At 44.0% G+C, this 23788-nt stretch carries 21 protein-coding genes; 4 read left to right on the forward strand and 17 right to left on the reverse strand.

Going from position 1 to position 23788, the window contains the following annotated elements:
• Positions 1-150: 150 nt before the first annotated feature.
• The 6 genes from ASG85_RS29565 to ASG85_RS29590 form a co-directional block, all read right to left on the reverse strand.
• Positions 151-663: an adenine phosphoribosyltransferase gene (locus ASG85_RS29565; RefSeq protein WP_057306122.1), complete on the reverse strand. Its 513-nt coding sequence runs from the start codon at positions 661-663 to the stop codon at positions 151-153.
• A complete protein-coding gene (gene recJ, locus ASG85_RS29570) occupies positions 660-3107 on the reverse strand; it encodes a single-stranded-DNA-specific exonuclease RecJ (RefSeq protein ID WP_060648565.1) in 2448 nt (815 codons plus the stop codon). Before recJ ends, ASG85_RS29565 begins: the two co-directional genes overlap by 4 nt.
• 67 nt (positions 3108-3174) lie before the next feature.
• Positions 3175-4128: a cation diffusion facilitator family transporter gene (locus ASG85_RS29575; RefSeq protein ID WP_060648566.1), complete on the reverse strand. Its 954-nt coding sequence runs from the start codon at positions 4126-4128 to the stop codon at positions 3175-3177.
• A gap of 65 nt (positions 4129-4193) precedes the next feature.
• On the reverse strand, positions 4194-5120 hold the full coding sequence (secF, locus tag ASG85_RS37360) for a protein translocase subunit SecF (RefSeq protein ID WP_060648567.1): 927 nt from the start codon (positions 5118-5120) through the stop codon (positions 4194-4196).
• On the reverse strand, positions 5110-6345 hold the full coding sequence (gene secD / locus ASG85_RS37365) for a protein translocase subunit SecD (protein WP_060648568.1): 1236 nt from the start codon (positions 6343-6345) through the stop codon (positions 5110-5112). Before secD ends, secF begins: the two co-directional genes overlap by 11 nt.
• A 96-nt stretch (positions 6346-6441) precedes the next feature.
• Complete coding sequence (locus tag ASG85_RS29590) at positions 6442-6795, reverse strand: post-transcriptional regulator (RefSeq protein WP_082562462.1); 354 nt, start codon at positions 6793-6795, stop codon at positions 6442-6444.
• Between the two features lie 165 nt (positions 6796-6960).
• Here ASG85_RS29590 and spoVB point away from each other — a divergent pair, with 165 nt between their 5' ends.
• A complete protein-coding gene (spoVB, locus tag ASG85_RS29595; protein ID WP_060648569.1) occupies positions 6961-8526 on the forward strand; it encodes a stage V sporulation protein B in 1566 nt (521 codons plus the stop codon).
• 8 nt (positions 8527-8534) lie between these two features.
• Here the strand turns inward: spoVB and ASG85_RS29600 are convergent, their stop codons facing one another.
• Together ASG85_RS29600 and ASG85_RS29605 are read right to left on the reverse strand one after the other, a co-directional pair.
• A complete protein-coding gene (locus ASG85_RS29600) occupies positions 8535-9239 on the reverse strand; it encodes a DUF421 domain-containing protein (protein WP_060648570.1) in 705 nt (234 codons plus the stop codon).
• A gap of 106 nt (positions 9240-9345) precedes the next feature.
• Positions 9346-10686: an SLC13 family permease gene (locus tag ASG85_RS29605; RefSeq protein ID WP_060648571.1), complete on the reverse strand. Its 1341-nt coding sequence runs from the start codon at positions 10684-10686 to the stop codon at positions 9346-9348.
• A 109-nt stretch (positions 10687-10795) separates the two neighbouring features.
• On the opposite strand from ASG85_RS29605, the gene ASG85_RS29610 reads away from it, so the two are divergent.
• Entirely contained in the window at positions 10796-11176 is a 381-nt protein-coding gene (locus ASG85_RS29610) for a TIGR04086 family membrane protein (RefSeq protein ID WP_235550252.1), read from the forward strand.
• Positions 11177-11271: 95 nt separating this feature from the next.
• Positions 11272-12108, forward strand: a complete 837-nt coding sequence (locus ASG85_RS29615) for a phosphatase PAP2 family protein (protein WP_057306131.1) — start codon at positions 11272-11274, stop codon at positions 12106-12108.
• Positions 12109-12177: 69 nt separating this feature from the next.
• Here ASG85_RS29615 and yajC read toward each other — a convergent pair whose 3' ends face one another.
• The 8 genes from yajC to ASG85_RS29655 form a co-directional block, all read right to left on the reverse strand.
• A complete protein-coding gene (gene yajC, locus ASG85_RS29620; RefSeq protein WP_060648573.1) occupies positions 12178-12486 on the reverse strand; it encodes a preprotein translocase subunit YajC in 309 nt (102 codons plus the stop codon).
• 15 nt (positions 12487-12501) lie between these two features.
• Positions 12502-13641, reverse strand: coding sequence for a tRNA guanosine(34) transglycosylase Tgt (tgt, locus tag ASG85_RS29625; RefSeq protein ID WP_060648574.1), 1140 nt, complete (start codon positions 13639-13641; stop codon positions 12502-12504).
• Between the two features lie 42 nt (positions 13642-13683).
• On the reverse strand, positions 13684-14769 hold the full coding sequence (queA, locus tag ASG85_RS29630) for a tRNA preQ1(34) S-adenosylmethionine ribosyltransferase-isomerase QueA (RefSeq protein WP_060648575.1): 1086 nt from the start codon (positions 14767-14769) through the stop codon (positions 13684-13686).
• A gap of 9 nt (positions 14770-14778) precedes the next feature.
• Positions 14779-16977 (reverse strand): SpoIID/LytB domain-containing protein, encoded by a 2199-nt coding sequence (locus ASG85_RS29635; RefSeq protein ID WP_060648576.1) that lies wholly within the window; start codon positions 16975-16977, stop codon positions 14779-14781.
• A 1116-nt stretch (positions 16978-18093) separates the two neighbouring features.
• Positions 18094-19101 (reverse strand): Holliday junction branch migration DNA helicase RuvB, encoded by a 1008-nt coding sequence (gene ruvB / locus ASG85_RS29640; RefSeq protein ID WP_060648577.1) that lies wholly within the window; start codon positions 19099-19101, stop codon positions 18094-18096.
• Positions 19102-19218: 117 nt separating this feature from the next.
• Positions 19219-19848 (reverse strand): Holliday junction branch migration protein RuvA, encoded by a 630-nt coding sequence (ruvA, locus tag ASG85_RS29645; protein WP_057306136.1) that lies wholly within the window; start codon positions 19846-19848, stop codon positions 19219-19221.
• A complete protein-coding gene (ruvC, locus tag ASG85_RS29650; protein WP_057306137.1) occupies positions 19845-20348 on the reverse strand; it encodes a crossover junction endodeoxyribonuclease RuvC in 504 nt (167 codons plus the stop codon). Before ruvC ends, ruvA begins: the two co-directional genes overlap by 4 nt.
• Before the next feature lie 123 nt (positions 20349-20471).
• Positions 20472-21149: a BofC C-terminal domain-containing protein gene (locus ASG85_RS29655; RefSeq protein WP_060648578.1), complete on the reverse strand. Its 678-nt coding sequence runs from the start codon at positions 21147-21149 to the stop codon at positions 20472-20474.
• Between the two features lie 597 nt (positions 21150-21746).
• On the opposite strand from ASG85_RS29655, the gene sigW reads away from it, so the two are divergent.
• Complete coding sequence (gene sigW, locus ASG85_RS29660; protein WP_060648579.1) at positions 21747-22358, forward strand: RNA polymerase sigma factor SigW; 612 nt, start codon at positions 21747-21749, stop codon at positions 22356-22358.
• 75 nt (positions 22359-22433) lie between these two features.
• Here sigW and ASG85_RS29665 read toward each other — a convergent pair whose 3' ends face one another.
• On the reverse strand, positions 22434-23744 hold the full coding sequence (locus ASG85_RS29665; RefSeq protein WP_060648580.1) for a LysM peptidoglycan-binding domain-containing protein: 1311 nt from the start codon (positions 23742-23744) through the stop codon (positions 22434-22436).
• Positions 23745-23788 lie beyond the last annotated feature (44 nt).

The raw sequence follows: 23788 nt of genomic DNA on the forward strand, positions 1-23788 counted from the left end.
CCTGCAAGGCAGGCCCCACGTCAACTGTTCGCACCATGCATTCGACAAAAAGCAGCATTTTCTCGCAAATCATTGAACGTATTCCTGAAATATTAGCTTCCATTGTATAAAAAAGAATCGAACACTAGCATTCGATTCTCAGCTTTAATTTTAATATTGAACTAAGGAAACCACGTCAATCCCATTAAACTTACTTCTACCGTCTAAGTAGGATAATTCGATTAAGAATGCAGCACCTACAACTTCCCCACCAAGCTGATTAATCAAGTCGATCGATGTTTGAATCGTTCCGCCTGTTGCAAGTAAATCATCCGCAATCAGTACCTTTTGACCTGGTTTAATAGCATCTTTATGCATGGCTAATTTATCCTTGCCATATTCAAGAGCGTAGTCAGCCTCTATCGTCTCGCCAGGCAATTTGCCACTTTTACGAATTGGAATAAAGCCTATTCCAAGTGAATAAGCGAGCGGAGCGCCAATTACAAAGCCACGAGCTTCAGGACCCGCAATTACATCGATTTGTTTCTCTTTAATTAATGCTTTCATCTGATCGATAGCTTCTCTATAAACCGGCCCATTTTGCAATAACGTTGTGATGTCTTTGAAACGAATGCCTGGTTGTGGAAAGTCCGGGATGACGCGAATGTGCTCTTTGAAATTCATATAATTTCCTCCAAAATGTGATTTTCTTTTTTTATTTGATCGGCAATCCATTCCTCCAGCTCTTTGGCTGAGGAGTACATGACAATGGATTCAACTTCCTGGCGATGCAATCTATGCTGATACAAGCGGGATGCTGTGAGATCTCTCTTTGCCGGTGACGCATGAAGTTTAACGAAGCCGCCTTGTATTTCAACAAAACCAAGCTCCTCAAAAACGGATAAAATAAATTGAATCATTGCCGGAGAAAGCCCCGATCGTTTACTAAACGAGGTCATTAATCGCACATCCTGGACATTCAGCGATCCTTCTTTTTGCAAAGTGCCATACAGCATTTTAAACATGTCTCGAGATGGCAGCGTGCTGCCGCTGTCAGGCCCTAGCTCTGCAAATACTGGATAACAGCGCATCATTCCACTGGCTTGATGAAGCACACTCTGCAGGCTAGCAACGCTGCGTGGGATCGTGTACAAGATAATATCCTGCATGTTAGCAAATTCCAATTGCCGGGCTGTTTCGTTACCAGGCCGTAATTGTTCGCTATCTTGAACAATCCAGTAGGGCACAGAGCCGCCTAACTGAAACGCTGTTGAAGTAAACAAGGCTGCATCTGATTCGTCAAACAGAACGATAGCTGGAGTTAGTGTGAGGTTACCATTCCCCGCAGCAATCGTGTTCTGAAGCACGCTAAGCTTAGAGCTTAATTGTCCCGCTCCCCGCCAATCAAACAGCTGCATATGCGTTATACGAAGATCCTGCATCATGATTTGCGGCTTCCGCACACCGTTCCATTCGTTGATCGAAAGCTCTCCTAGCACATCTACCTTTGCGGCAGGCGCGATCAGACCAGCCAAGCTTCCTTTGCCGAAACCGACGGCTTCCACTGAGCAGCTTACTTCTTCCTTCATTTCGGAGAGGGCTAGCTTGAGATGCTGTTTCTCCTTGCCCATCGTCCGGATATCGCCGAGCGATAAATCGGTAAACATGAACCTCGGCGCAGGATTGCCCATACCAAAGGGCGCGAGCTTCTCTAACTGCTCAATACTTGCAATCGGAACATCTGACAAGCTGCACGCCGCATCGGCTTTCAGAAGAGGAATGAAATCCTGTTCCGTAAGTGCTGCTGCTGCTAGTTCGTTCAACTTCTGAGTGAATGCCTCCACATGGCTGCTGTTCAGACTCATACCCGCAGCCGCTTGATGGCCGCCGTAGTGGTCGAGCATCTCATCACAAGCAGTTAGAGCTTTGTGTAAATCAAAGCCGGTAATCGAGCGCGCAGAACCTTTGGCCATACCTGTTTGTGGATCTATGCTTAGCACTAAGGTCGGTCGGTAAAATTTCTCTACGATCTTGGATGCAACAATACCGACAACACCGACGTTCCATTGTTCCTTAGCGACAACAATCACTTTATCTAAACCTTTGGCTTGCTGCTGTTCGGCTAGAACAAAAGCTTCTTGCACCATGTCTTCTACGATAAGTTGACGTTCTTTATTCAGCATATCCAGTTCAAAGGCAATTTGCTCCGCTTCTTTCTCATCCGATGTTGTGAGCAGCTTCACGGCAATATCTGCAGCTTCCAGTCGGCCGCTTGCGTTAATTCTGGGTGCTAACGAGAAGCCAATATGAGTTGCGGTCACTTCCTTGTTTTCAATACCGGATACACCAATGAGTGAACGAAATCCTGCGTAAGTAGAATCCTGCATACGCTGCAGACCCTGCTTAACGATTAAGCGATTCTCCCCCGTAAGAGGCATCAAGTCAGCAACCGTTCCGAGCGCAGCAAACTCCAATAGTTCTTCAGGCAATCGATCAAGTATGGCATGGGCTAACTTAAAAGCAACACCAACCCCTGCAAGATGTTTATAAGGATATGGGCAACCTGGCTTCTTCGGATTAATGACGGCTAAAGCTTGAGGCAGTATCTCAGGAGGCTCATGATGATCCGTTACGATAACATCTAGGCCTAATTCCTGACAATAGGCTACTTCTTGAACGGCACTAATGCCTGTATCAACGGTGATTAATAGCGTGACGCCTTGCGCTTTGGCTAATTCGATCGCCGAACGATTCAGCCCATAGCCTTCTCGAATGCGATGAGGGATATACGTATCGAAACGAGCTCCTAGCCCTTTCAACAAGTGAGCCATCAATGAGGTGCTGCTTACGCCATCTGCATCGTAATCACCATAGACACGTATTAATTCATCATTCTGAAGAGCCTTTCGGATGCGTTCTACAGCTGGGAGCATCCCGTCAAGCAGAAACGGGTCATTATAATAGTGGACTCCGCCATGCAAGAATTGTTCAGCATCTGGCACGGTGCCTATATCTCGAAGAACAAGCAACTTGGCAACGAGCGGGTCTATCTGCAGCTCGCGCGCAAATGTTTCAACGAGCATTTCATCCGCATTTCCTATGCTCCATCTTGCCTTCGGTGCTAGCACTCGGTGTGTCCTCCTTAGAGTTTTGCTGTGCAAAACTTTCTTCGTAAGCTTAGTTTTTAACGCTTATTTAGTGAATAACGGATGGAAACTCACTTAACTCGGTATCCGTATTATTTTTGTAAGGATATCCTGCATCGTAGGGGTTTACCTGAACAAAAACATCGGAAACATGATGGAATCGTTTCATCAACTGTTGTTTGATCTTTTTGGAGACTTCATGTCCTTCCCCTACAGAGACCCTTGGATTTACGCTAATTTTGATATCGACAACGACATAATGGCCATGTTCCCTTGCCTGCAAATCATCAACGGTTATTACACCTTTTATCATCTGTACGGCAGCAATCAGTTCAGCGGCATCTTCCTGCAGCAGGACGTAATCCATTTTCGTATGTAAGGTTTCCTTAAGTAACGAATACCCCATCTTCAACACCATTAGAGATATTAATAATCCCGCAAGTGAATCCAAATAATAAAGAAAAGATAGGTTTAGATAATTGCCCATTAAGGCTCCTAACACACCAATGAGAGCTACAATAGAAGAGTATATATCGGAACGGTGTCCCCAGCTATTAGCAATTAATTCCTGAGATCCTAAACGCTTCCCCATCCGGTATGTATATTGAAACATGATCTCTTTAATTAAGAGCGAAATTCCAATTGCAACAAGCGCATACACCTTAGGAGCATGCTCTACGTCAACCCATATGGATTTAAAGGTAGAGATACCTAATTCAACACCTAAGACTAGAATAACAATCGACAACAGAATGGATGTGATGGAAACCTTCTTATCTTGACGACTGGGGTAAGCATCTTGAGGCACCGCTTCTGCAGTTCTTAGTTTAATTAATGCATCAATAGAACTCACTGCCTCAGATACGGAATGTACCGCGTCAGCGAGAAGTGCTTTACTTTGCGACATAAACCCAACAATTACCTTAAGACAGGCAAGTGCAACATTCCCGGCAATAGCTACCCAGACAGTGACTTCTGTCTTTTGAAAACGCTCGTCATTCACGTGGACACTCCCCCTGAACGGATACAAAGGCCGCGCAACATTCACGCGGCCGGTTATTATGGTTATTACGCTGCAGCTTTCTTTTTAGAACTACGTAAAGTTTTTCTTTTCAATAAGTACCACAGTGAACATGCAATGAAAATAGACGAATAAGCTCCGCTTGTTAAACCGATTAACTTCGCAAGTGCGAAAAGTTTAATGGACTCACTACCGAAAATATACAAACATCCTGCGGCTAACAATACCACTAGTACAGTATTAATATTACGCGCCATCGTCTGCCAGATACTATCGTTGACCAATGCAACGAGATCCTCGTCCGTTTTGAGTTTAGCAAATCGCAGATTTTCACGAATACGGTCAAAAATAACAATTTTATCATTGATGGAATAACCGATTGTGGTCAAAACTGCCGCTAGAAACGGTAAGTTCACTTCAAAGCGGAAAATCGAAAACATAGCGATAACCATAAAAGCATCATGAAGTATGGCAATAATCGCTGCTACGGCAAAGCGCCACTCGAAACGAATACTTACATACAAACAAATCAACACGCTGGAAATGGCGACGGCATATACCGCCTTAAGCAACAATTCCTTCGCTAATTGTGGATCAACTGTGTTGATTTCTTTGGAAACCTCAGTGCCATATGCGGTTGCGAATGCTTTTTGGATCTTATTAACCGCATCATCATTCAACACATCATCGAATCGGATGGAGACACGATCACTGTTATTACCGCCGATTGTTGGATCCGCATAGTTCGATTTTATATCGCCATTCGTTGTAAGAGTATGCAAGATCTCTTCAACCTTGGCCTTGTCTAGTTGTTTGCCAACGACAAGATCAATATTCGTTCCTGCTTTGAAATCAACACCGAAATTCATGCCAGAAAACAGCATAACGGACAGACCAATAACAAGAAGAGCAATCGAAATAATGAAAAACTTATTACGATTTTTTACAAAATCATATTTTTTCTTAAAGCCCACGGATATCTGCCTCCTTCACACCGAAATAACTTGGCTTTTTCAGCAAGTTGCCCCGTATGATAAGATGCAGCAGCCATCTGGAGAACAATACGTTCGTTAAGATACTGATAATAATACTCATCATCGTAATAACCGCGAAACCGCGAATAGCGCCGTTTCCGACGTAGTACAGAACAATACCAGCAATCAAATTCGTAACGTTAGCATCCATAATTGTACGGAAAGAATGTTTGGAGCCTGATTTCAAAGATGAAAGAATGCTCTTGCCGGCACGTATTTCCTCACGGATTCTTTCATAAGTAATAATGTTCGCATCGACCGCCATACCTGCTCCTAAGACGAGGGCCGCAATACCTGGCAGTGTTAGTGTTGCATTCATAAAGTCGAATATAGCCAATAGCACCCATACATAAGTAATCAGTGTAAATGCAGCCACGAGACCTGGTGCACGGTAATACAGTACCATGAAGATGAAGATTAAGATCGAAGCAATTAAACCAGCTCTAGCCGTTTGGTGAAGCGACGCTGTACCTAAAGTGGCATCCACACGCTGAATATATTTCTCTGTTAATTTCAACGGCATCGCACCCAAGTTAATCATCTTAGCTACTTTCGTTGCTTCCGCTACACTCGTTTGTGTAATAATCGCTGAATCACTGTCAATGGGAAAATTAACAGATGCTGTCGACTTCACTTCATCATCCAAGTAAATGGACAAGGTGCTACCAACAAGCTTCGTCGTTACTTCTTTAAATTTCTCCCTGCTTTTCATCTTGATTTCGACAATCGGTTGCTTCGTATTCGGATCGTAGCTTAATTTAGCCGCATTTTCTACGAAATCTGTTCCGTTCATATAGACCGTTCCATCCGGACCTCTAAATGTAAGAACCGAAGGCTTAGACATTAAGCCTCTAACTTCTTCCTCATTTTTCACACCCGCAAGACGTACACGAATGCGATCTGATCCTTCCGGATAAACCTCAGGTTCGGCTACACCAAGGGAGTCAGCTCGTTTTGCAAGACTTTCTGCTGCTTGCGTAAGCGTTTCCTTCGTCAATGGTGCACCTGCTGCCAAAGGCTCTGCGGTGTATAAAATTTCAAACCCGCCCTTTAAATCCAATCCAAGCTTAATTCGTTCTACAAGACTAGGGCTTGTTACTCCGATCGCTCCGAGAACAATAACAACCGTTAGAAAAAAGAACGATATTCTTTTCCAATCCACCATCTCTTGCTTGTCTCCCTTCCATACTCAATATGCCTATTATACTCAGGTCTGAAAATCGAGTCAATTTAAGTCGTTTCATGAAAAATAAGCCCATTCTTAGAATTGGGCTCCTTTATACATACTAATCGTCATCCAGTTCATGAACGCCGTTGATTTGAGCGACAAAATGTCATTTACGATTTGATGAAGCGAAGGGACACCCGTTTTACGATATTTGTCGCTAACGCAATCCCAAATATCTTTACCACTCACATGTTCGTAGCCAAGCATAACAAATTCTTCAACTTTGCTTAAACATAAGCTTTCGATAAGCTCATTAAGTTCTATATCAGTAAGGGAAACCTCTTCTTCTTCCTCTGTATCTATGAATGCTGGTTCGCTAGCCTCTGCCTGTTCATTCTTATTGTCCTCAGGATGATGAGGTACTTGATCGTTATCTTCTCCGTTCATTGGGAGAACCTCCTAAGGTGTGATTTACCTTTACTCATTAGAATAATTCGCTGTTCATCCACCATTTTCCTGCCAAACTGTGACCTGTCCATAAAATGTTAGCATGAGCTTGGCCAGCCCTCGCATAGTCATAGGATATGACACGTATCGGAAGAGGGAATGGCAGTGACCAAGCAGTCGTTTATTAGAGGCACGATGATCCTGTTAGCCGCAGGCATTTTGAACCGTATTCTTGGCTTCATACCTAGAATTACTTTACCGCGTGTCATCGGTGCTGAAGGTATCGGTATTTATCATATGGGTTGGCCATTCTTGTCCGTCATCTTAACCATAATAACAGGCGGGATACCTGTCGCGATTGCCAAGTTGATTGCAGAAGCAGAGGCTGAACACAACGAAACGAGAATCCGCAGCATTCTAAAAATTTCGTTAGCCATTACTCTCTCTCTCAGTGTCGTATTTACGATCGCTTGTGTTCTAGGAGCTTCGTGGATCACATCTCATTTATTAACCGACTCACGAGTTTACTACACATTCCTGTGTATGAGTCCAATGATCCCGATCATCGGAATCTCCGCCGTGTATCGCGGCTATTTTCAGGGAAGACAGAATATGATCCCTACCGCTACTTCTCAAATTATGGAGACACTCATCCGTATTGTCATGGTTCTCGTTTGTTCGTATGTAATGATCCCCTATGGGATCGAATATGCAGCAGCCGGGGCAATGATGGGTGTCCTAGCAGGAGAAATTGGCGGCCTAGTCGTCTTAGCCATCCATTTCAAGTACGACAAGAAAGCATCTCCAAAAGCCCCTATTGCTCAAATTGGTACGAATAAAACGAATGGCAGACTTTCTAATTTTCGTAGGATTATGCGAATTGCGATCCCTATAACAGGCAGTAAATTGATTGGGGCAAGTTCCTACCTGTTCGAATCCATTCTGATTGCACAAAGTCTGGCGATAGCGGGCATTTCAACATCATTGGCTACAGCCCAATACGGCGCCTTACAAGGGATGATTATCCCCATCATACTTCTGCCTAGCGCTCTTACAATGTCATTATCGGTCTCACTCGTTCCCTCATTAAGCGAAGCCCTTGCCCGCAAAGATATCAAAACGATTCACATGCGACTGCATCAATCCTTGAAGCTGGCTTTAGTAACCGGCGCTCCATTCGCAGTCCTCATGTTCGTTCTTGCTGAACCGATCTGTACGTACATGTACAATCAACCCGATGTAGGGGTCATGCTGAAAATGATGGCTCCGATCGCTATATTTATTTATTTTCAAGCTCCGTTACAGTCCGCTTTACAAGCTTTAAACAAGCCAGGAGCCGCTTTAATCAACACCTTGATTGGCTCATCGGTTAAGCTTATTCTCATATATTGGCTGGCCAGCAAGCCGGAAATGGGTATTCACGGAGCTATTTTCGCCATCAATGTGAACATCGTCTTAGTAACGCTGCTGCATTGGAATAGTGTTGTACGCTTGTTGAAATTCCGCATGGAAGGTAGTGATTTCGGTAAAATTGGGGCGGCTATGGCGCTTTCCGGGCTTTGTAGTTACATCGTCATGTATACATCTTGGACTTCAACTGATTGGCTTCGTTTTGTAACCTCTTTTCTAATAGGGTTTATTGTGTACTTATTGTTTATCACTGTATTTCGTCTAATTAGCTTAAAGGACATAAGCCGGCTTATGAACATGGGCAAAAAAATCATACGCTGATGAGCAGCTTATCTTTTACGATCCAGAAACATTCGGCCTCTATGATCAATGGAGCAGTAAAACACTTCTTTAAAATCACGTGCTCCTTTAGCTTGGAGCTGATTTTTCAGCCAAAATCTAGTTTTTCCTATTTTATTCAAATTGTCATCCTGTACTTTACCATCCATAATGAGAGGCAGCGGAAGTCCTTCATAGCGAATCATCCCCTTTATTCCATCATTGACTTTAGCTGTCTCTGTCTCTGCCTCTTTCTCTGTCTCTTTCACTTTTCTCTCCACTACACTTAACTTCCCCGAAGGTTCTAACACTGCGAACTCCACATCTGCCACATTTATAATCTTATTCTGTCTTAGTTGCTGCATCAAATCATCTAAATTATATCGATGCTTCTTCATTTCTTCTCGATTAATCAATCCCTTGTTGATTAAGACGCTCGGCTTTCCGTCAAATAGAACTCGAACCGCTCTACTTTTTAACGTAATAAACGCAATCAAGATTTGGATGAGTACTAGCGTTGCCATCGGGACAAGCCCATCCATGAGTGGTTTGTCAGAATCCTCAATAACAAAAACCGCAATTTCTGCAATCATGATCGAGATTACAAGATCAAACAGCGAAAGTTTACCAATTTCACGTTTCCCCATAATCCTTAACATGAGAAAAACAACAAAGTAGATCAGCACGGTACGTAAAAAAATGGTCAGAATATCCATCGTTAGCCTCCCCTGATCTAAGCTCTTGCTTGCCGGAGTTCAATGGTATTCTGACCGCACATGCACTTCGTCATGCAGAATTTACGTATTCAATTGTTGGCAATTCCTACAGAAATAACTTGAAATAAATTGTAGCTGCTATGAATAAAAGCAGGGAAATCGGAGCGGCCACAATCATATATCCACGATGTGTTAGCCCTCCTCCCTCCTGATCAGAAAGAGCGGCCGCGTACATGCTAGTCATTGAACTCAGAAGAGTTACGCCGCTGCCAATGGCAGTTCCTACGATTAAGGACCACCATAATGAGGAAACTGTTGAGATTCCGGCTGCACTTTGCAGCGTACTGCCCATATGATCTACGACTGGAATCATAGCAGCTGTATAAGGAATGTAGTCCATCATGGCAGAGCCAAAGCCAGTAAGCCATAACAGAAGAATGGATAAGAAGGGGATGTTTCCTTGACTGATTTCTAAACCTCTCACAGCAATAAATCCGGTAATCCCGGCATACGTTAAGCCGCCGATCATGATGAATAATCCAAAGAAAAATAGCAATTGTGTTTCTTTCAAGCCTTGCCATATGGAAAGATAGTCTCTTCGTTTAACCAGTTGGACTAATTCTTTATAGTTTAATGCTAATAGAGCCACCGCCCCACACGCAGCAATATACGAAGCATTCCATCCAAGAACGCCTTGAAGCAATAAAGCTATCAGAGTAAGTAGAGTGATTAAACAACTCCCAGCAAAAAATCCTCGATCTGAAACCAAGTAGGAGGAGGGTTGTAACGTAAGCAGCTCTCTTTTATACGTTTCTGCGACAATCATCTTCTTCCCGTAAATCAGCCATATCACGAGATATACGAGAGCTAGCAGTATGATTACAAGTGGGCCGAGCTTTAGTAGCATCTCCCCAGCGGATATGTTCTCTGCAGCCCCAATCATTCGGTTAGGCATGTTCCCCATGAGCGTTGCAGCTCCACCAATATTCACGGATAAGAGAATACTAATCAGAAAAGGAACTGGAGATAATTTCATCAATTTCGTCGTCTTCAGCAGGATCGGCACCAGTACAGCTATTGCTAGCAAACCATCCAAAAGCGCTGATATTATCGCTGAAAGGACTGACAAACTAAGTAGAATCGTAATTGGCTGTATTCGAAACTTTCGAAGGATATAAGTTGCCGAATAGGCGATAATTCCTGTTTTCTGAAAAACGCCAGAAATAACAAATAAGCTAATGATAAGTAAAAGAACATGCCAGTTCGCGTAACTTGTAACTGCCTTGCTAAGCGGAACAATCCCCATAATGATCATAAGAAGGGCTCCACCTAATGCTGTATACATCCGATCCCATTTCTCAATCAAGATACAAACATAAGCCGCGGCAAAAATGATCAAGGCAGCGATAGCTTGCCATAAAGCAGGACCTTGAGAAAATTCTGTCATAATTATCCCCTTCCCTTTGAACAGTCTGTACTAATTCTATGTGCTTGGCCATACAATGATGTTAATGAAACGAACGAATATACGAAAGGATTGGTGGCCTGTGAACCCTATGAAAACGGTCAGTCAGGTTCGAATAACGTCTCCTTTATTTTCTGGACTTGTTTATTCATTAAGTATGATGACAATTGGAACAATAATGACGTCATTATTTCTTCTTTTAACCAGCACACAAGAAAGCTCTCTGCATATGTTAACTACGATTATTCATGCTGTTTCCCTATTTATTGGCGGCTGGGTTTCAGGCAAAAGAGCTGGAAACCGCGGCTGGTATCACGGGGGAATTGTAGGCTTTGTCTATTTTATCCTCATTTTTTTGGTTGGTTTTCTTGCTTTCGATGCAGGTTTGAATCTTCAATCCCTTCAATTACTTAGCATTCTATTCGTGTCAGGAGCATTGGGCGGAATACTTGGCGTTAACACGCAAAAATAAGACGTTTCCGTGAAGATATCACTTTCCCCCTTAGATTGTGGTATAATATCATAGTTATTGCCGCAAATAATTTCCAATATTAGGGGGAAAACACCATGAGCCCTTTTCATTCGATGACGCATGCAACGGTCTATATAGTTATCACTGTTTTAATTTTTCTGATCGCTGCGACACGTAAAAGTCCATTTAATATTGCCGGAAGCTTTGTTCAAGAAATATTTACTTCTCGTAAGTATCTCCTTCACTTTGCTGCACTGATTACCATCCTATTTTTTAATAAAGTTGAGATGTGGGTTGAAAAAGGGATCGATATCAGAACCGATTTCACCAAGTCGATCTATGGCATTGAAGGCAACTTTGTTTCATCCATTCAGCATTTTTTCCATAATGATACATTGACTTTAGTTAGCAGTTATTTTTATGTGGTCGTATTTCCTGCTGTAATGATAACATCGATTGCGCTTTATACGTACCAGAAAAATTATAGACTCTTTTACGCCATTTGCTACGCACTCATGTTCAACTATATGATCGCTATACCATTCTATTTGTTTTTCCCAGTGAACGAAGTTTGGTCGTTTCATCCTAATGTTAAGCTTCTGATACTGGATGTGTTCCCAACCTTTGAACAAGATTATCGGCCACTTTCCGGACTTGACAATTGTTTTCCAAGCTTACACACATCGATCTCAGTTTCGATGGCTGTAATTGCAGTGAAAAGCCGAAGTACGTTTTGGAAAATATTCGTACCTTGCTCTTCCGCTTTCATCATCTTCACGATTTTTTATCTGGGCATCCACTGGTTATCTGACATGTGTGCCGGTGTTGTGCTTGGTGTCGTAGCAGCCAGAGTGGGCTTACGTATATCCGATGGCCGTCTTGTTCTTGGCGAGCAAGCTTTGCTAAAACGCTTAAAGAATAATGAACTATAATAACTTTTATATCTTTTAGAAAACCAAATAAAAAGCGAGAACCTGATTGAAGGATCTCGCTTTTTTATTTTATTCTTTTGCTGTAGTTTGAGAAACAGCATTGATCGCAGAACGATCAAATGTCATTTTCGTCGCATCGTTGACACGAAGTACACAAATGTCATCTGTGATCTCCATAATTGTTCCGTGAAGCCCGCCAATCGTAACGACCTTATCCCCTTTTTTCAATCCTCCAAGCATTTGATTACGTGTTTTCTGTCTTTTCTGCTGTGGACGAATAAGTAAGAAGTAAAGAACGACAAACATGAGCACTAAAGGTCCGTATGTATACAAATACCCAACTGCACCTGTATTCGTAGTGTCTGCTGATAGTAACATAGGTATCCTCCTTTCTTAAAATCCTCTTTCATTATCATTCAGCCCATAAGCGGCAAAGAATTCATCACGGAAATCAAGTAACCGATCTTCCTGGATGGCTCCTCTTACATCACGCATGAGCTGTAGTAGAAAGTGAAGGTTATGAATCGTAGTCAATCTGATTCCGAAGGTCTCATCCGCTTTAATTAAATGACGAATATAAGCCCGGCTATAGTTTGTACAGGTATAACAGGTACATTTGGGATCCAGCGGACCAAAGTCGGTCGCATGCTTAGCATTACGAATAACAAGCCGGCCTTCGCTAGTCATACATGTCCCATTCCTGGCTATCCTCGTTGGCAGTACGCAATCGAACATATCGATACCGCGGATAGAGCCTTCAATTAGGGCATCAGGTGAACCTACGCCCATCAAATAGCGAGGCTTGTTCGCAGGCATAAGAGGTGTTGTGTAATCAAGTACTTCATACATCAAATGCTTAGGTTCTCCAACACTCAGTCCACCAATAGCATACCCCGGGAAATCCATGGAAGTCAACTGCTCGGCACTCAACCTCCGCAGATCTTCGTGCATGCCTCCTTGAATAATGGCGAACAATCCTTGATCATTTGGTCTGTTATGACTTTGCAAACAGCGCTCAGCCCAGCGCGTCGTACGCTCCAGTGATTTCTTCACATAATCGTACTCTGCCGGGAAAGGCGGACATTCGTCAAAAGCCATCATAATATCAGAACCAAGCGCATTCTGAATCTCCATTGCCTTCTCTGGGGAGAGAAACAGCTTGTCCCCATTCAAGTGGGATTTAAACTGTACGCCTTCTTCTGTAATCTTACGCATGTTACTTAGACTGAATACTTGAAACCCGCCGCTATCTGTCAAAATAGGTCGGTCCCAATTCATGAATTTGTGCAAACCGCCAGCGGCTTTCACTATATCATGACCCGGCCTGATGAAGAGATGATAAGTATTACTTAAAATAATATGAGCATCCATCGTTTTTAATTCTTCAGGGCTCATCGTCTTCACAGTCGCTTGTGTGCCAACTGGCATAAAGGCAGGCGTCTCAATGACACCGTGAGGGGTGTGAACGCGTCCAAGACGTGCTCCGGATTGTTTACATGTTTTGATTGGTTCGTAAGTAACTGCTGCTGCCAATACATCCACTTCCTATTCTAAGCGTCTTTCTGACTACTGATCTTAGTAAATTAACATAGCATCTCCAAAACTAAAAAAGCGATATTGCTCTCGAACAGCTTCTTCATAAGCTTGCAACACATTCGTCCGCCCAGCCATTGCGCTTATGAGCATAAGCAGGGTTGACTTAGGTAAGTGAAAATTAGTTAACAAGGAATCCACCACACCAAACGTATATCCCGGATAGATAAAAATTGAAGTCCAGCCCTGTGAAGGCTGAATAACTAATTTTTCGTTAGCGTCGTTACCTGCGTGCTTACGGCTCAAGCCCGCAGCCGTTTCTAACGTACGTGCAGATGTAGTCCCCACAGCAATCACACGCTTACCATTCATTTTGGTTTCGTTAATTAGTGCTGCCGTTTCAGCTGACAGCATGTAATACTCCTCGTGCATTTGGTGTTCTTCAATGGTGTCCACAGATACAGGACGGAAAGTCCCGAGCCCGACATGCAAGGTGATAAATGCAAGACGGACACCCTTAGCTTGCAGTTTATCCAAGTAGGCTTCGGTAAAGTGCAGTCCTGCCGTTGGTGCTGCAGCTGAGCCTTCATGCTTTGCATATACGGTTTGATAGCGTTCCCGCTCTGATAACTGCTCCTTAATATAAGGAGGAAGCGGCATCTCGCCCAATCGGTCTAGAATCTCATTGAAAATGCCTGTATAACTAAATTGGAGTACACGACCACCCATATCTCCAACTTCCACAACCTCCGCCGTCAACAAAGGTTGTTCACCACCGGTTGAGTTAGCATTCACGCCGAAAACCGCCACTGCACCTAATTGCATGCGTTTCCCGGGTTTTACCAAGGCCTCCCAACGATCCTCGCCCAGGGGCTTCAGGAGCAAAATCTCCACTTTGGCGCCGGTGTCTTTCTTCGCACCAAAAAGCCGTGCTGGAATGACTCGTGTGTCATTCATCACGAGTAAATCCCCGGCTTCTGCATAATCAATTAGCTGCTCAAAAGTCCGGTGATGTATCTCACCTGATTCTTTGTTCAGCGTAAGCAGTCTAGACGCCGTGCGATCAAGCAGCGGCGTCTGGGCAATCAATGATTCAGGTAGTTCAAAATCGAAAGCTTGTACATCCATGTTGTGTATTCATTCCTTAGTTATGTTGACTCCAGCATAATAAGACTGAAGTATTTTCTTATAATCGTAACCTAATTCGGCATAGCCTCTTGCACCCCATTGAGACATGCCAAGTCCGTGTCCAAAGCCTGTTCCACGGAAAATGAACTGATTGCCTTGACCTGATGTTTGTGGATTAGAAGGAGTCACAGGGGTTACTTGCGAAGACGTCGGTTTCGACTGTCCCGCTGTGCCTAGAGCAATTAAATCGGTTATCTTCAAGGCTGTAGGCTGTGATTGACCACCCGACAGCACATAGACCGAATCAGAGCCAGCGTTACTTGTCTCACTACTTCCTGCACCAGCAATCGCTAGGCCAATAGGATTTGGGGTATTACCAGTATAACTTCCTGCTTGTACAATTTCAAACCGGGTGCTGGGTAATCCTCCGAGTGCCGCACGTAATGCATCGGGATAAGGCACCTTCACCACAACTCCGTTCGCTTTAAGTTCGGTCACCCTCCCCGAAGGTCCTCGCTTCGATATTTCAAGTGATTGCAGATCTCCGCTTACAACTACATTGGCAGCCGCTAATTTACTTTTGATCTCATTACTTGTGTAAGGACCTCTAATCCAAGAATAGGCATTCGATTCTTTTTCTTGGCCCAACACTAACACTTTCTCTTTATTGGAAAGCTGAGCGATCGAAGGATTAGCTGTATTATCTACATAAGGTGCTGTCCGGACATTTACACCTTGTTCCGTGGCCTCGTAGTAGGAAGCGCCCTCTTTACCCTTCTGACCAGTGTCTTTGAGATACATGCTGTGTACGTAGCCCGTTCGACCATCGGTTAACTGAATGCGATACCAAATGGCCTTCCCTTTTTCAGCACCATCATCTGGACTTGGTACACTACGCAAATAAGCTAATGGATTCCCCCACACTTCAGAGGGATCCGCAGTCATCCCGCCTGAATTCGAAGAAAATACTGGTGAAATCAGTCCATTTTTATCTGATAATACTTCGTCTTTCGTCGCATCAACAGCTTGTATTCCCGCAGCAAATTCCTTTTGTATCCCAAAGTAAACCTGATCTAACGTTGTATCCGTAACTTGTGCTATCTCATACTTATTTCCCTGTTTGATTGCAAACGTACGGGCAGCTACAGCTTGTGCCTTCAACGCTTCAGTTGGCCAACCGGAACTAAGCTCAGAGCCTACGACAGCATATAAATATTGCTCCATCGGCACTTCATTCACCAAGGCTAACTTACCATGATATGTACTTATTTCCATGTCTCCGCGGTAACTGAGGTTAGCCCGCTCCTTGATTGAAATTCCCTGACTCTTTGGATGGATTACCGTCTTTTGATCACCAGCTGCCGCGGCATAATGAAGCACCGAAGCGGAGCCATTCGAGGAAGCCGTCACATCCGACCTGCGAAGTAAATAGGATGATTTCGTATTCGCGGGTTGTAAAGACAAGTTGGGAGCTGCGAGTAACGCCGCTTGTTTTACTGCTTCTAACTGTCCTATAGTAGCTTCATTACCTACCCATACGCTATAGGTTAGTTTTCCTGCTGCATCTTCTTGCAGCGCAATATCGGCCTCGAGTCCCGCTTGGTTAAACACAAGCAACTGCTGCAAAGCAGAAGCCTCATCAGCAAACGTACCCGCATTCCAATGCAGTGGACCTTTAAATACAGGAAGAGCCGATTTCGTTAACGCCGAAACAGTTGTATCTTTAAGCGCCTGCGCCGCAGCGCCCTCGGCTTCTTCCTTAGAAGGGAAGCTGCCGTAATAAACTTGGTACACCGTTCTACCTTGTTTCACTCTACTTAACACATAGCTATCTTCGGGCATCGCAGCTAATTTAGCATATAAGGCTTTGGCTGCTGTGTAGTCAACCGTTTCGAGCATAATTACGCTATACTGATCAATTGACAGTCGAATCGAAGCATCCGGAATCGAAGCCCACGGCTTAGCAGCAGTACCGGCTGAAGTACGTACAGCAATATCCAGTCCTCCAGATGCAGTAAGGGTAACTACAGGTTCTACTTTCTTATATTTGGTTGAATCTATCAAAAGTGCAACACGAATCTGATCCAAATGTTTGATCCCCTCAGCATTTGCATGGGGCACCAGCGCAGGGTATGTTCCAAAGGTCAAAGCGGCCGTCGTTATCAAAGCTATTCTCTTAGGGGGAAGCAGCTTATTTCTCCAATTCATTCGACACAATTTCCTTTCTTTCGCAGCATTCTACTAAATTAGACTCTAGAAATTGGAAGAAGTTTTGGTAGATAGAATATTTACATAGTCAAAAAAACATCATACATTCATTGCTGCATCACGTGTAACATTGCAAAATTAACAATAATTTCCCTAGTAAATTGTTTATTGATGCTGCTAAAGAGCCCATACCCCGATACACCAGTGCTCTAAAAAGTTGATCTTGAGTCAATTTCATAAACCAAACTATCTTATGTATTTAAACTCCTATGTGAAAAAATCCTTCATCTAAAGCCTTAAAGGACTTCGGTTGTTGCAGAAAGTACAACATTGCAATCGAATTTCCTCCACTCTCATCCTCATGTTGCAAAACATACAACAATTTCCACTGTAGAAAACTAAATGGGCAGGTGCGGCCTTAAACTGTTGTACTTAGGAGTCAATTTCATAATAAAAGTCCGATTTTTCCAAGTATGGTTTCGGAAGAAATGCAGTTGGATAAGAGCCTTTAGAGACTGCTATTTCTTCATTTTCGAGTCCCTAGAGACTCTTAACGTTTAAGTGAAGTGTAGATTCGGTAGTTACAGAATTCAGAAAGGGATTTATCCGTTTTAATGCCCTGATTTGTAATGCTTAAACGGAGAGAATAACATGATATCTTGGCACCTAATGGATGCCTCGGGTAGGTGACTGTTTTTGAATGCGCTATAAGTCCTTATGTAGCAAGGGGTTTGAATTATGTAATTGACTCCTTAGTACAACAATTGCTGAGTAACACCATGTAAAGCACCGAAATTGTTGCAGATTGTACAACATTGCTATACATTGTGCTAGGGCTTCAGAGATTCCCCTACACGCTTCAACTTTGTAGAAACAATCATGTCATCTATGACGGCACCCCCAAGAATGAAAATAATATGCTCCTCCGATGTAATGCATTTTATTTTCGTATAAAAGTGCAAAAAGCTTTCTTGTACAAGCAAAGCTCGACTAAAACAAAAAAACTTTTTGTACCGCTAAGCTCAACAGAAAAAAAATACTTTCTAGCACCGAACAACTTGACGGAAAACAAAAAAATCTTTTGCCCGCCTTCCAGCAGTGGCAAAAGATCACGAATTACCGTTGTTCCGGCACCGGTAAACCTAGATGATGATAGGCCTGAGGCGTTACCATCCGGCCTCTAGGGGTACGCTGCAAGAATCCAATTTGCAGCAAGTAAGGCTCGTAGACGTCTTCGATCGTCTGACTCTCTTCGCCGATAGTGGCGGCAATCGTTTCGAGCCCTACCGGGCCGCCCTGGAAGCTCTGAATGATGGCGCGCAGCATCTTATGATCAATCTCATCAAGCCCAAGGTCATCGACCTGTAGGAGCTTGAGTGCCTCTCTGGCGATGTCCAGCGTGATAATGCCATCGCCCTTCACTTGCGCGAAGTCGCGCACCCGCTTCAGCAAGCGGTTCGCGATTCGCGGTGTTCCCCGCGAGCGCATGCCGATCTCGCGCGCAGCTTCACCGACGATGCCGACCTGTAGGATGTCGGCCGTTCGGCTGACGATGTAGGTGAGCTCCTCCACCGTGTAAAACTCCAGCCGACTGACGACCCCGAAACGGTCGCGCAGCGGCGCAGAAAGCAATCCGACGCGTGTCGTCGCGCCGATCAAGGTAAACGCCGGCAAGTCTAGACGCACCGAGCGTGCGCTCGGCCCCTTGCCGATGATAATATCAAGGGCAAAGTCCTCCATCGCCGGATACAACACCTCTTCCACCGTACGGTGGAGGCGGTGAATTTCGTCGATGAAGAGCACATCGCCCTCCTGCAAATTCGTCAGGATGGCAGCTAAATCGCCCGGCCGCTCGATCGCAGGGCCGGAGGTCGTTCTTATATTCACGCCAAGTTCGTTGGCGATGATGTTGGACAGTGTCGTTTTGCCGAGCCCAGGCGGCCCATACAGCAGCACATGATCTAGCGCTTCCTTACGCATCTTGGCAGCTTCAATATAGATCTTGAGGTTTTCCTTCGCCTGCTTCTGGCCGATATATTCGGCCAAATAACGAGGACGTAGGCTGTACTCAATCGTGTTGTCCTCCATCATTAAATTAGCCGATATAATCCGGTCATTGTCCATGTTGATCCTCCTAAGAGTTTTGCTTTTGCAAAACTAACTTCGTAAGCATTCACTGAGTTTTGCTTTAGCAAAACTAACTTCATAAGCACTGGCTAAGTCATGCCCAATCCTCTTCAACTACATCGTATACAAAGCTTGCAGCGCAAGCTTCATCAGTACATCAACAGAATCCGACGGATTCGCTTTCGGCTTTACTTGCAACCATGCACGATCAGCTTCTGCTTCCGTGTAGCCAAGCGTCATCAACGCTTCCTTCGCTTCGCTCCAGGCATGACCGCCATCGGTCAGCTGCGCCGATCCGACCACGCTTAAAGCAACCGCAGCTTCCGGACTTGAGAAGCTTACCGAACCCAATTTGTCCTTCAGATCCAATATAATCCGCTGTGCTGTCTTCTTTCCGATGCCAGGGAGTTTTGTCAAGAACGCTAGATTCTCCTGGCTAATTGCTAGAATCACAGCTTCTGGTCTTCCGCCTGCAGCAAGAATGCCCAGTGCAACCTTTGGTCCAATACCCGTTACATCAAGCAATAAGCGGAACAAGGACTGCTCATCCCGTGACATAAAGCCGAATAGCAAATGAGCATCTTCACGCACATGATAATGAATGAACATCGTGACAGCTTCATCTTCCTTATGCGGCAGCGCATAGGGATTCGGACAAAATACACGATAACCTACCCCATTTACATCCAGCACCGCATAGTCGCTCTCGCGTGCAGCAACTTTCCCTCTTAAGAAATCTATCATCTTTTCCTGACCTCATTTATCCTAGATTGCAAAGCAGAAGAATGGGCATGGCAAATAGCAATAGCAAGCGCGTCGGCCACATCATCAGGCTTAGGCACTTGGGATAGTTTTAGTAATATTTTGACCATTTCCTGTACTTGGTGTTTCTCCGCTTTCCCGTAGCCAACAACGGATTGTTTGACTTGAAGCGGAGTATATTCAGCAATCGACAACCCAGCCTGAACACCCGCAAGAATCATAACACCCCGCGCTTGTCCTACAGTAAATGCCGTCGTTACATTCCGATTAAAGAACAATTTCTCTATCGACATCGCGTCCGGTTTATACTTCTCTATTAATTGCGTCGTAGCATCATAGACATCTTTCAGCCTGATCCCAGGGTCCGTATGTGCTTCGGTCTGAATTGAACCATACTGCACAGGAATGAGCTTACTCCCGATCTTATCAATAAAGCCAAAACCAACAATCGCGATCCCCGGATCAATACCCAGAATACGCACTGCAATTCTCTCCCATCTTTAAAAAAGCGAACATATGTAGTCATTTCATTATAGCAGATAACAAAAAAAAGAGATAGACTCAGGAATCTCCCGATCTACCTCTTCATCTTACTATCACCTATCTTAAGGTCTTGTCATTGCCCGTTCAGTCTCTTGGGGCGGCATGGCATAATCGCTGAAAGTTGATAATACGCTATTATACTCCTCCAAATCAGTGACTCGGATCCCTTCATGGAGCTGCTCCACCGTTTCGCGTGGAAGACTGCTTTCTAAATGCTTAATATTTAATTGAAAAAATGTTCGAATCACATTATCCTTGGCCGGCGTACCATTAAATAGGGACAGATTGCTGCTGCCGTCGATGCCGAATACCGCCTTTTCCTTGCATTCCGGCGATAAATCATCGATATTTTCGGTAAAAGTGACTTCTCCATTCGCACCTATGCCCAGCAACCAATTAGGGTGCTTCATTTGCAATTCCAATAATTCTTGAGGGCTTTGCAGGCCCAACTGACTTCGCTCTTCGCCACAAACATATTTCTTAAGCAAATAGCCCTCTCTGCTATCCGTTATTCTTTTCAGCATTGTCGTTGCTTCTTGAAGACGTTGATCGTCAACCGGTGTAAGACCAGCAAAGGTCGATCTAACCGCTCCAGGGCTATCACCAGCACTTAGACGGCTCCCAGTTGCATATAATATATAGCTAACCATAACCACGGTAAAGAACATTCCTAAAGTCAACCAACTTCTTTTCCAACGCAGCTTCCTTTTCAAATGCCTCAAAAGTTGCAGTACATTCACCGATATCCCCTTCTATTCTCGTTTTTCCGTATTGTTTCCATTTGCATGAGGCACTATACATCATTTACCATAGAGGGAGAGTATGAAACCAATCAAGACGGATGGTGAAGCCCAATCATGAACGGTAGGAAACGAATCAAACGTACAACACTCCTGATTATAGGAGTTGTCCTGTTATGGGGGGCAGTCGCCATTTGGAATGAAGTACAAAAAATTGAATCTGGTGTAACCTCACCGCGTTCAACCTCAGCCTCATATCCATCTCCATCTCAGAAAAGTCACCAAACATCCATGAATTCGGTAACAAATGGATATAAAATGAGCTCTCCCTAGCTTTATAATTTGACTGTAGCCACAGAAATGATATAGTCAGAAGTAGATGAAATATTCTCATACTTATCCAGGGAAACCGATATATATTTCAAAAGGCAAATGCTAAACTTACGATACAAGTTTTCTTACGAAAACTATAAACGGAGAGACTTTGAGCAAGCTCAAAGATCCCAGAGCAGAGAGACTTTGAGCTACGCTCAAAGATCCCAAAGCAGAGAGACTTTGAGCTACGCTCAAAGATCCCTATATTAGGAGGGGAACAGCATGAATGTGGCAGAACTTCAATTAATTCAATTATCCAGACGGGGCGACCGCAACGCTTTCGTGGAGCTAGTCGAGTTATACCGAAACAAAATACAGAAACTTGCATTTCGTATGCTGCATAACAGGCCTGATTCTGAGGACATTGTTCAGGAAACATTTATCCGTGTTTATTTGAACTTAAACCACTTTGATGAAAGTCAGAACTTCTCTACTTGGATTTATCGAATTGGTAAAAATGTCGCCATTGACTTGCTGCGTAAAAAAAGACCTGTTCAATCCTTAGATGCCGAGCTGAACGATTATGACGATGATTACAGCTATTACAGTAAGCTTGCAAGCCAAGATCAGTCGCCTGAGCACGTTGTTCTCCAAACAGAAGTTCAAGAGCATATGCATACATCCATTAATAAATTAGCTGACAAATATAGAAGTATCATTACGCTATATTATCTGGAAGAGCTCTCTCTTCAGGAAATAAGTGATAAACTGAACCTACCGATTACAACAGTGAAAACTCGGTTACACCGCGGTCGTGAATTGCTTCGCAAAAAATGGGGCATGAATTTCGTTGTCGGTTTAATGACTTTTTTCACATTGGGTATGATCGCCTAATCCATAATAGCATAACGAAACTAAGAAGCCTCCTATTCCACTAATCCTGTGGTTTAGGAGGCTTCTTGTTCATTCTCAGAAGTTAATCCAAGGTGCGTTTTGCTTAGCGTCCTGCTTTTCAGAAGCTCTTTGTTGACGTTTCAAGAAAGCATTAAGTGCTGCTGTACCTGACAATTTCACTCTTTTTGAAGAATTGCTGCTTGACCTATTTGCCTTCTTATCATTACGGATGTCAATTTCAACAATTTCTTCTGTATCGGTTTCTTTCGCTAGCTCATGCGTGTGGACCTGTGGCATAATAGGCGACTCATAAGGAGCCTGATAATGAGCCCCAGCATAAGGAATCCCATAAGGAGCTTGCTGGTAATCATATGGATTATGTCCAGTGTGCTGCATGCCATAAGGAGCCTGCTGGTAGTCAAACGGATTATGTGCTGTTTGTAGCATATCATAGGGTGAAGCTGGAGGATATAAACCAGGAACTGTTGGAAAGCCATGCTGATAACCATCCCATGGACTTTCTACTGTTCCGATTGGGTAACCCGCCGGGAATGTCGTCCAAGGCTGTTCGATCATCGATTGGCCTCCGCAGCCACAGCCATCTTGACTCATTGGATAGGAGGTTGGCTCTGCATGATACGGAAATTGCTCATATGGCGACTGCTGATACGGTGAAAACTCCGGATATGTTGGCACCTCTTGCTGCTCGGAACCTGGATAGGCAAATACCTCAGTCGCTTTAATGTGAAACTGCTGGAAGGGATGGACCGCTTGCTGCTCGTAGGGTGCATGGAGACCTATAACCCCAGGCTCAGGCGCAGGAATGACTGGCTCAGCGGGCATCGGCGAAGGTACAAACGGTTGCTCAGCTAACGGCATCGATTCTACATACGGCGCAGGCGGCGCTTGGCTTATCGGCTCTTCTGCAATCGGCATAAATGGTTGCTGATACGATTCTGCAACATCCCATGGCTGAGCTGATGGGACTTGCGCAAATGGTTCTGTCGATGGTTTAGACGTCGATAACGGCTTAATTCCTACGTGCTCATGATGCATCTTGGGCACATAAACAATTTCACCTGTCATAAGTACATTGGGATTCTTCAGATGAGGATTTGCTTTAATCATATCTTGAAGGGGTACATCCCAAGCCTTACCAAGCTTCCATAAGCTATCACCCTGCTCCACAACGTGTTTATAAACGTAATCTGAAGCAGGCGGATCAACTGGCTTCGGCTTGGAAGGTATTTTCACCTTCATCCCGATGTCAAGATGATCCGGTTGTTCAATTTGCGGATTAAGTGCGATGACTTCGTCCAATGTGGTTTGATATTTTTTTGCAAGCTCGTACAGGGTATCGCCCTTTTTGACAATGTGGATTTTCAACACCATACCTCCTTAGAGTTTTCGTTAGAAAACTTGCTTCGTAA

This window comes from Paenibacillus sp. Soil724D2 (assembly GCF_001427935.1).
Taxonomy (GTDB): Bacteria; Bacillota; Bacilli; order Paenibacillales; family NBRC-103111; genus Paenibacillus_E.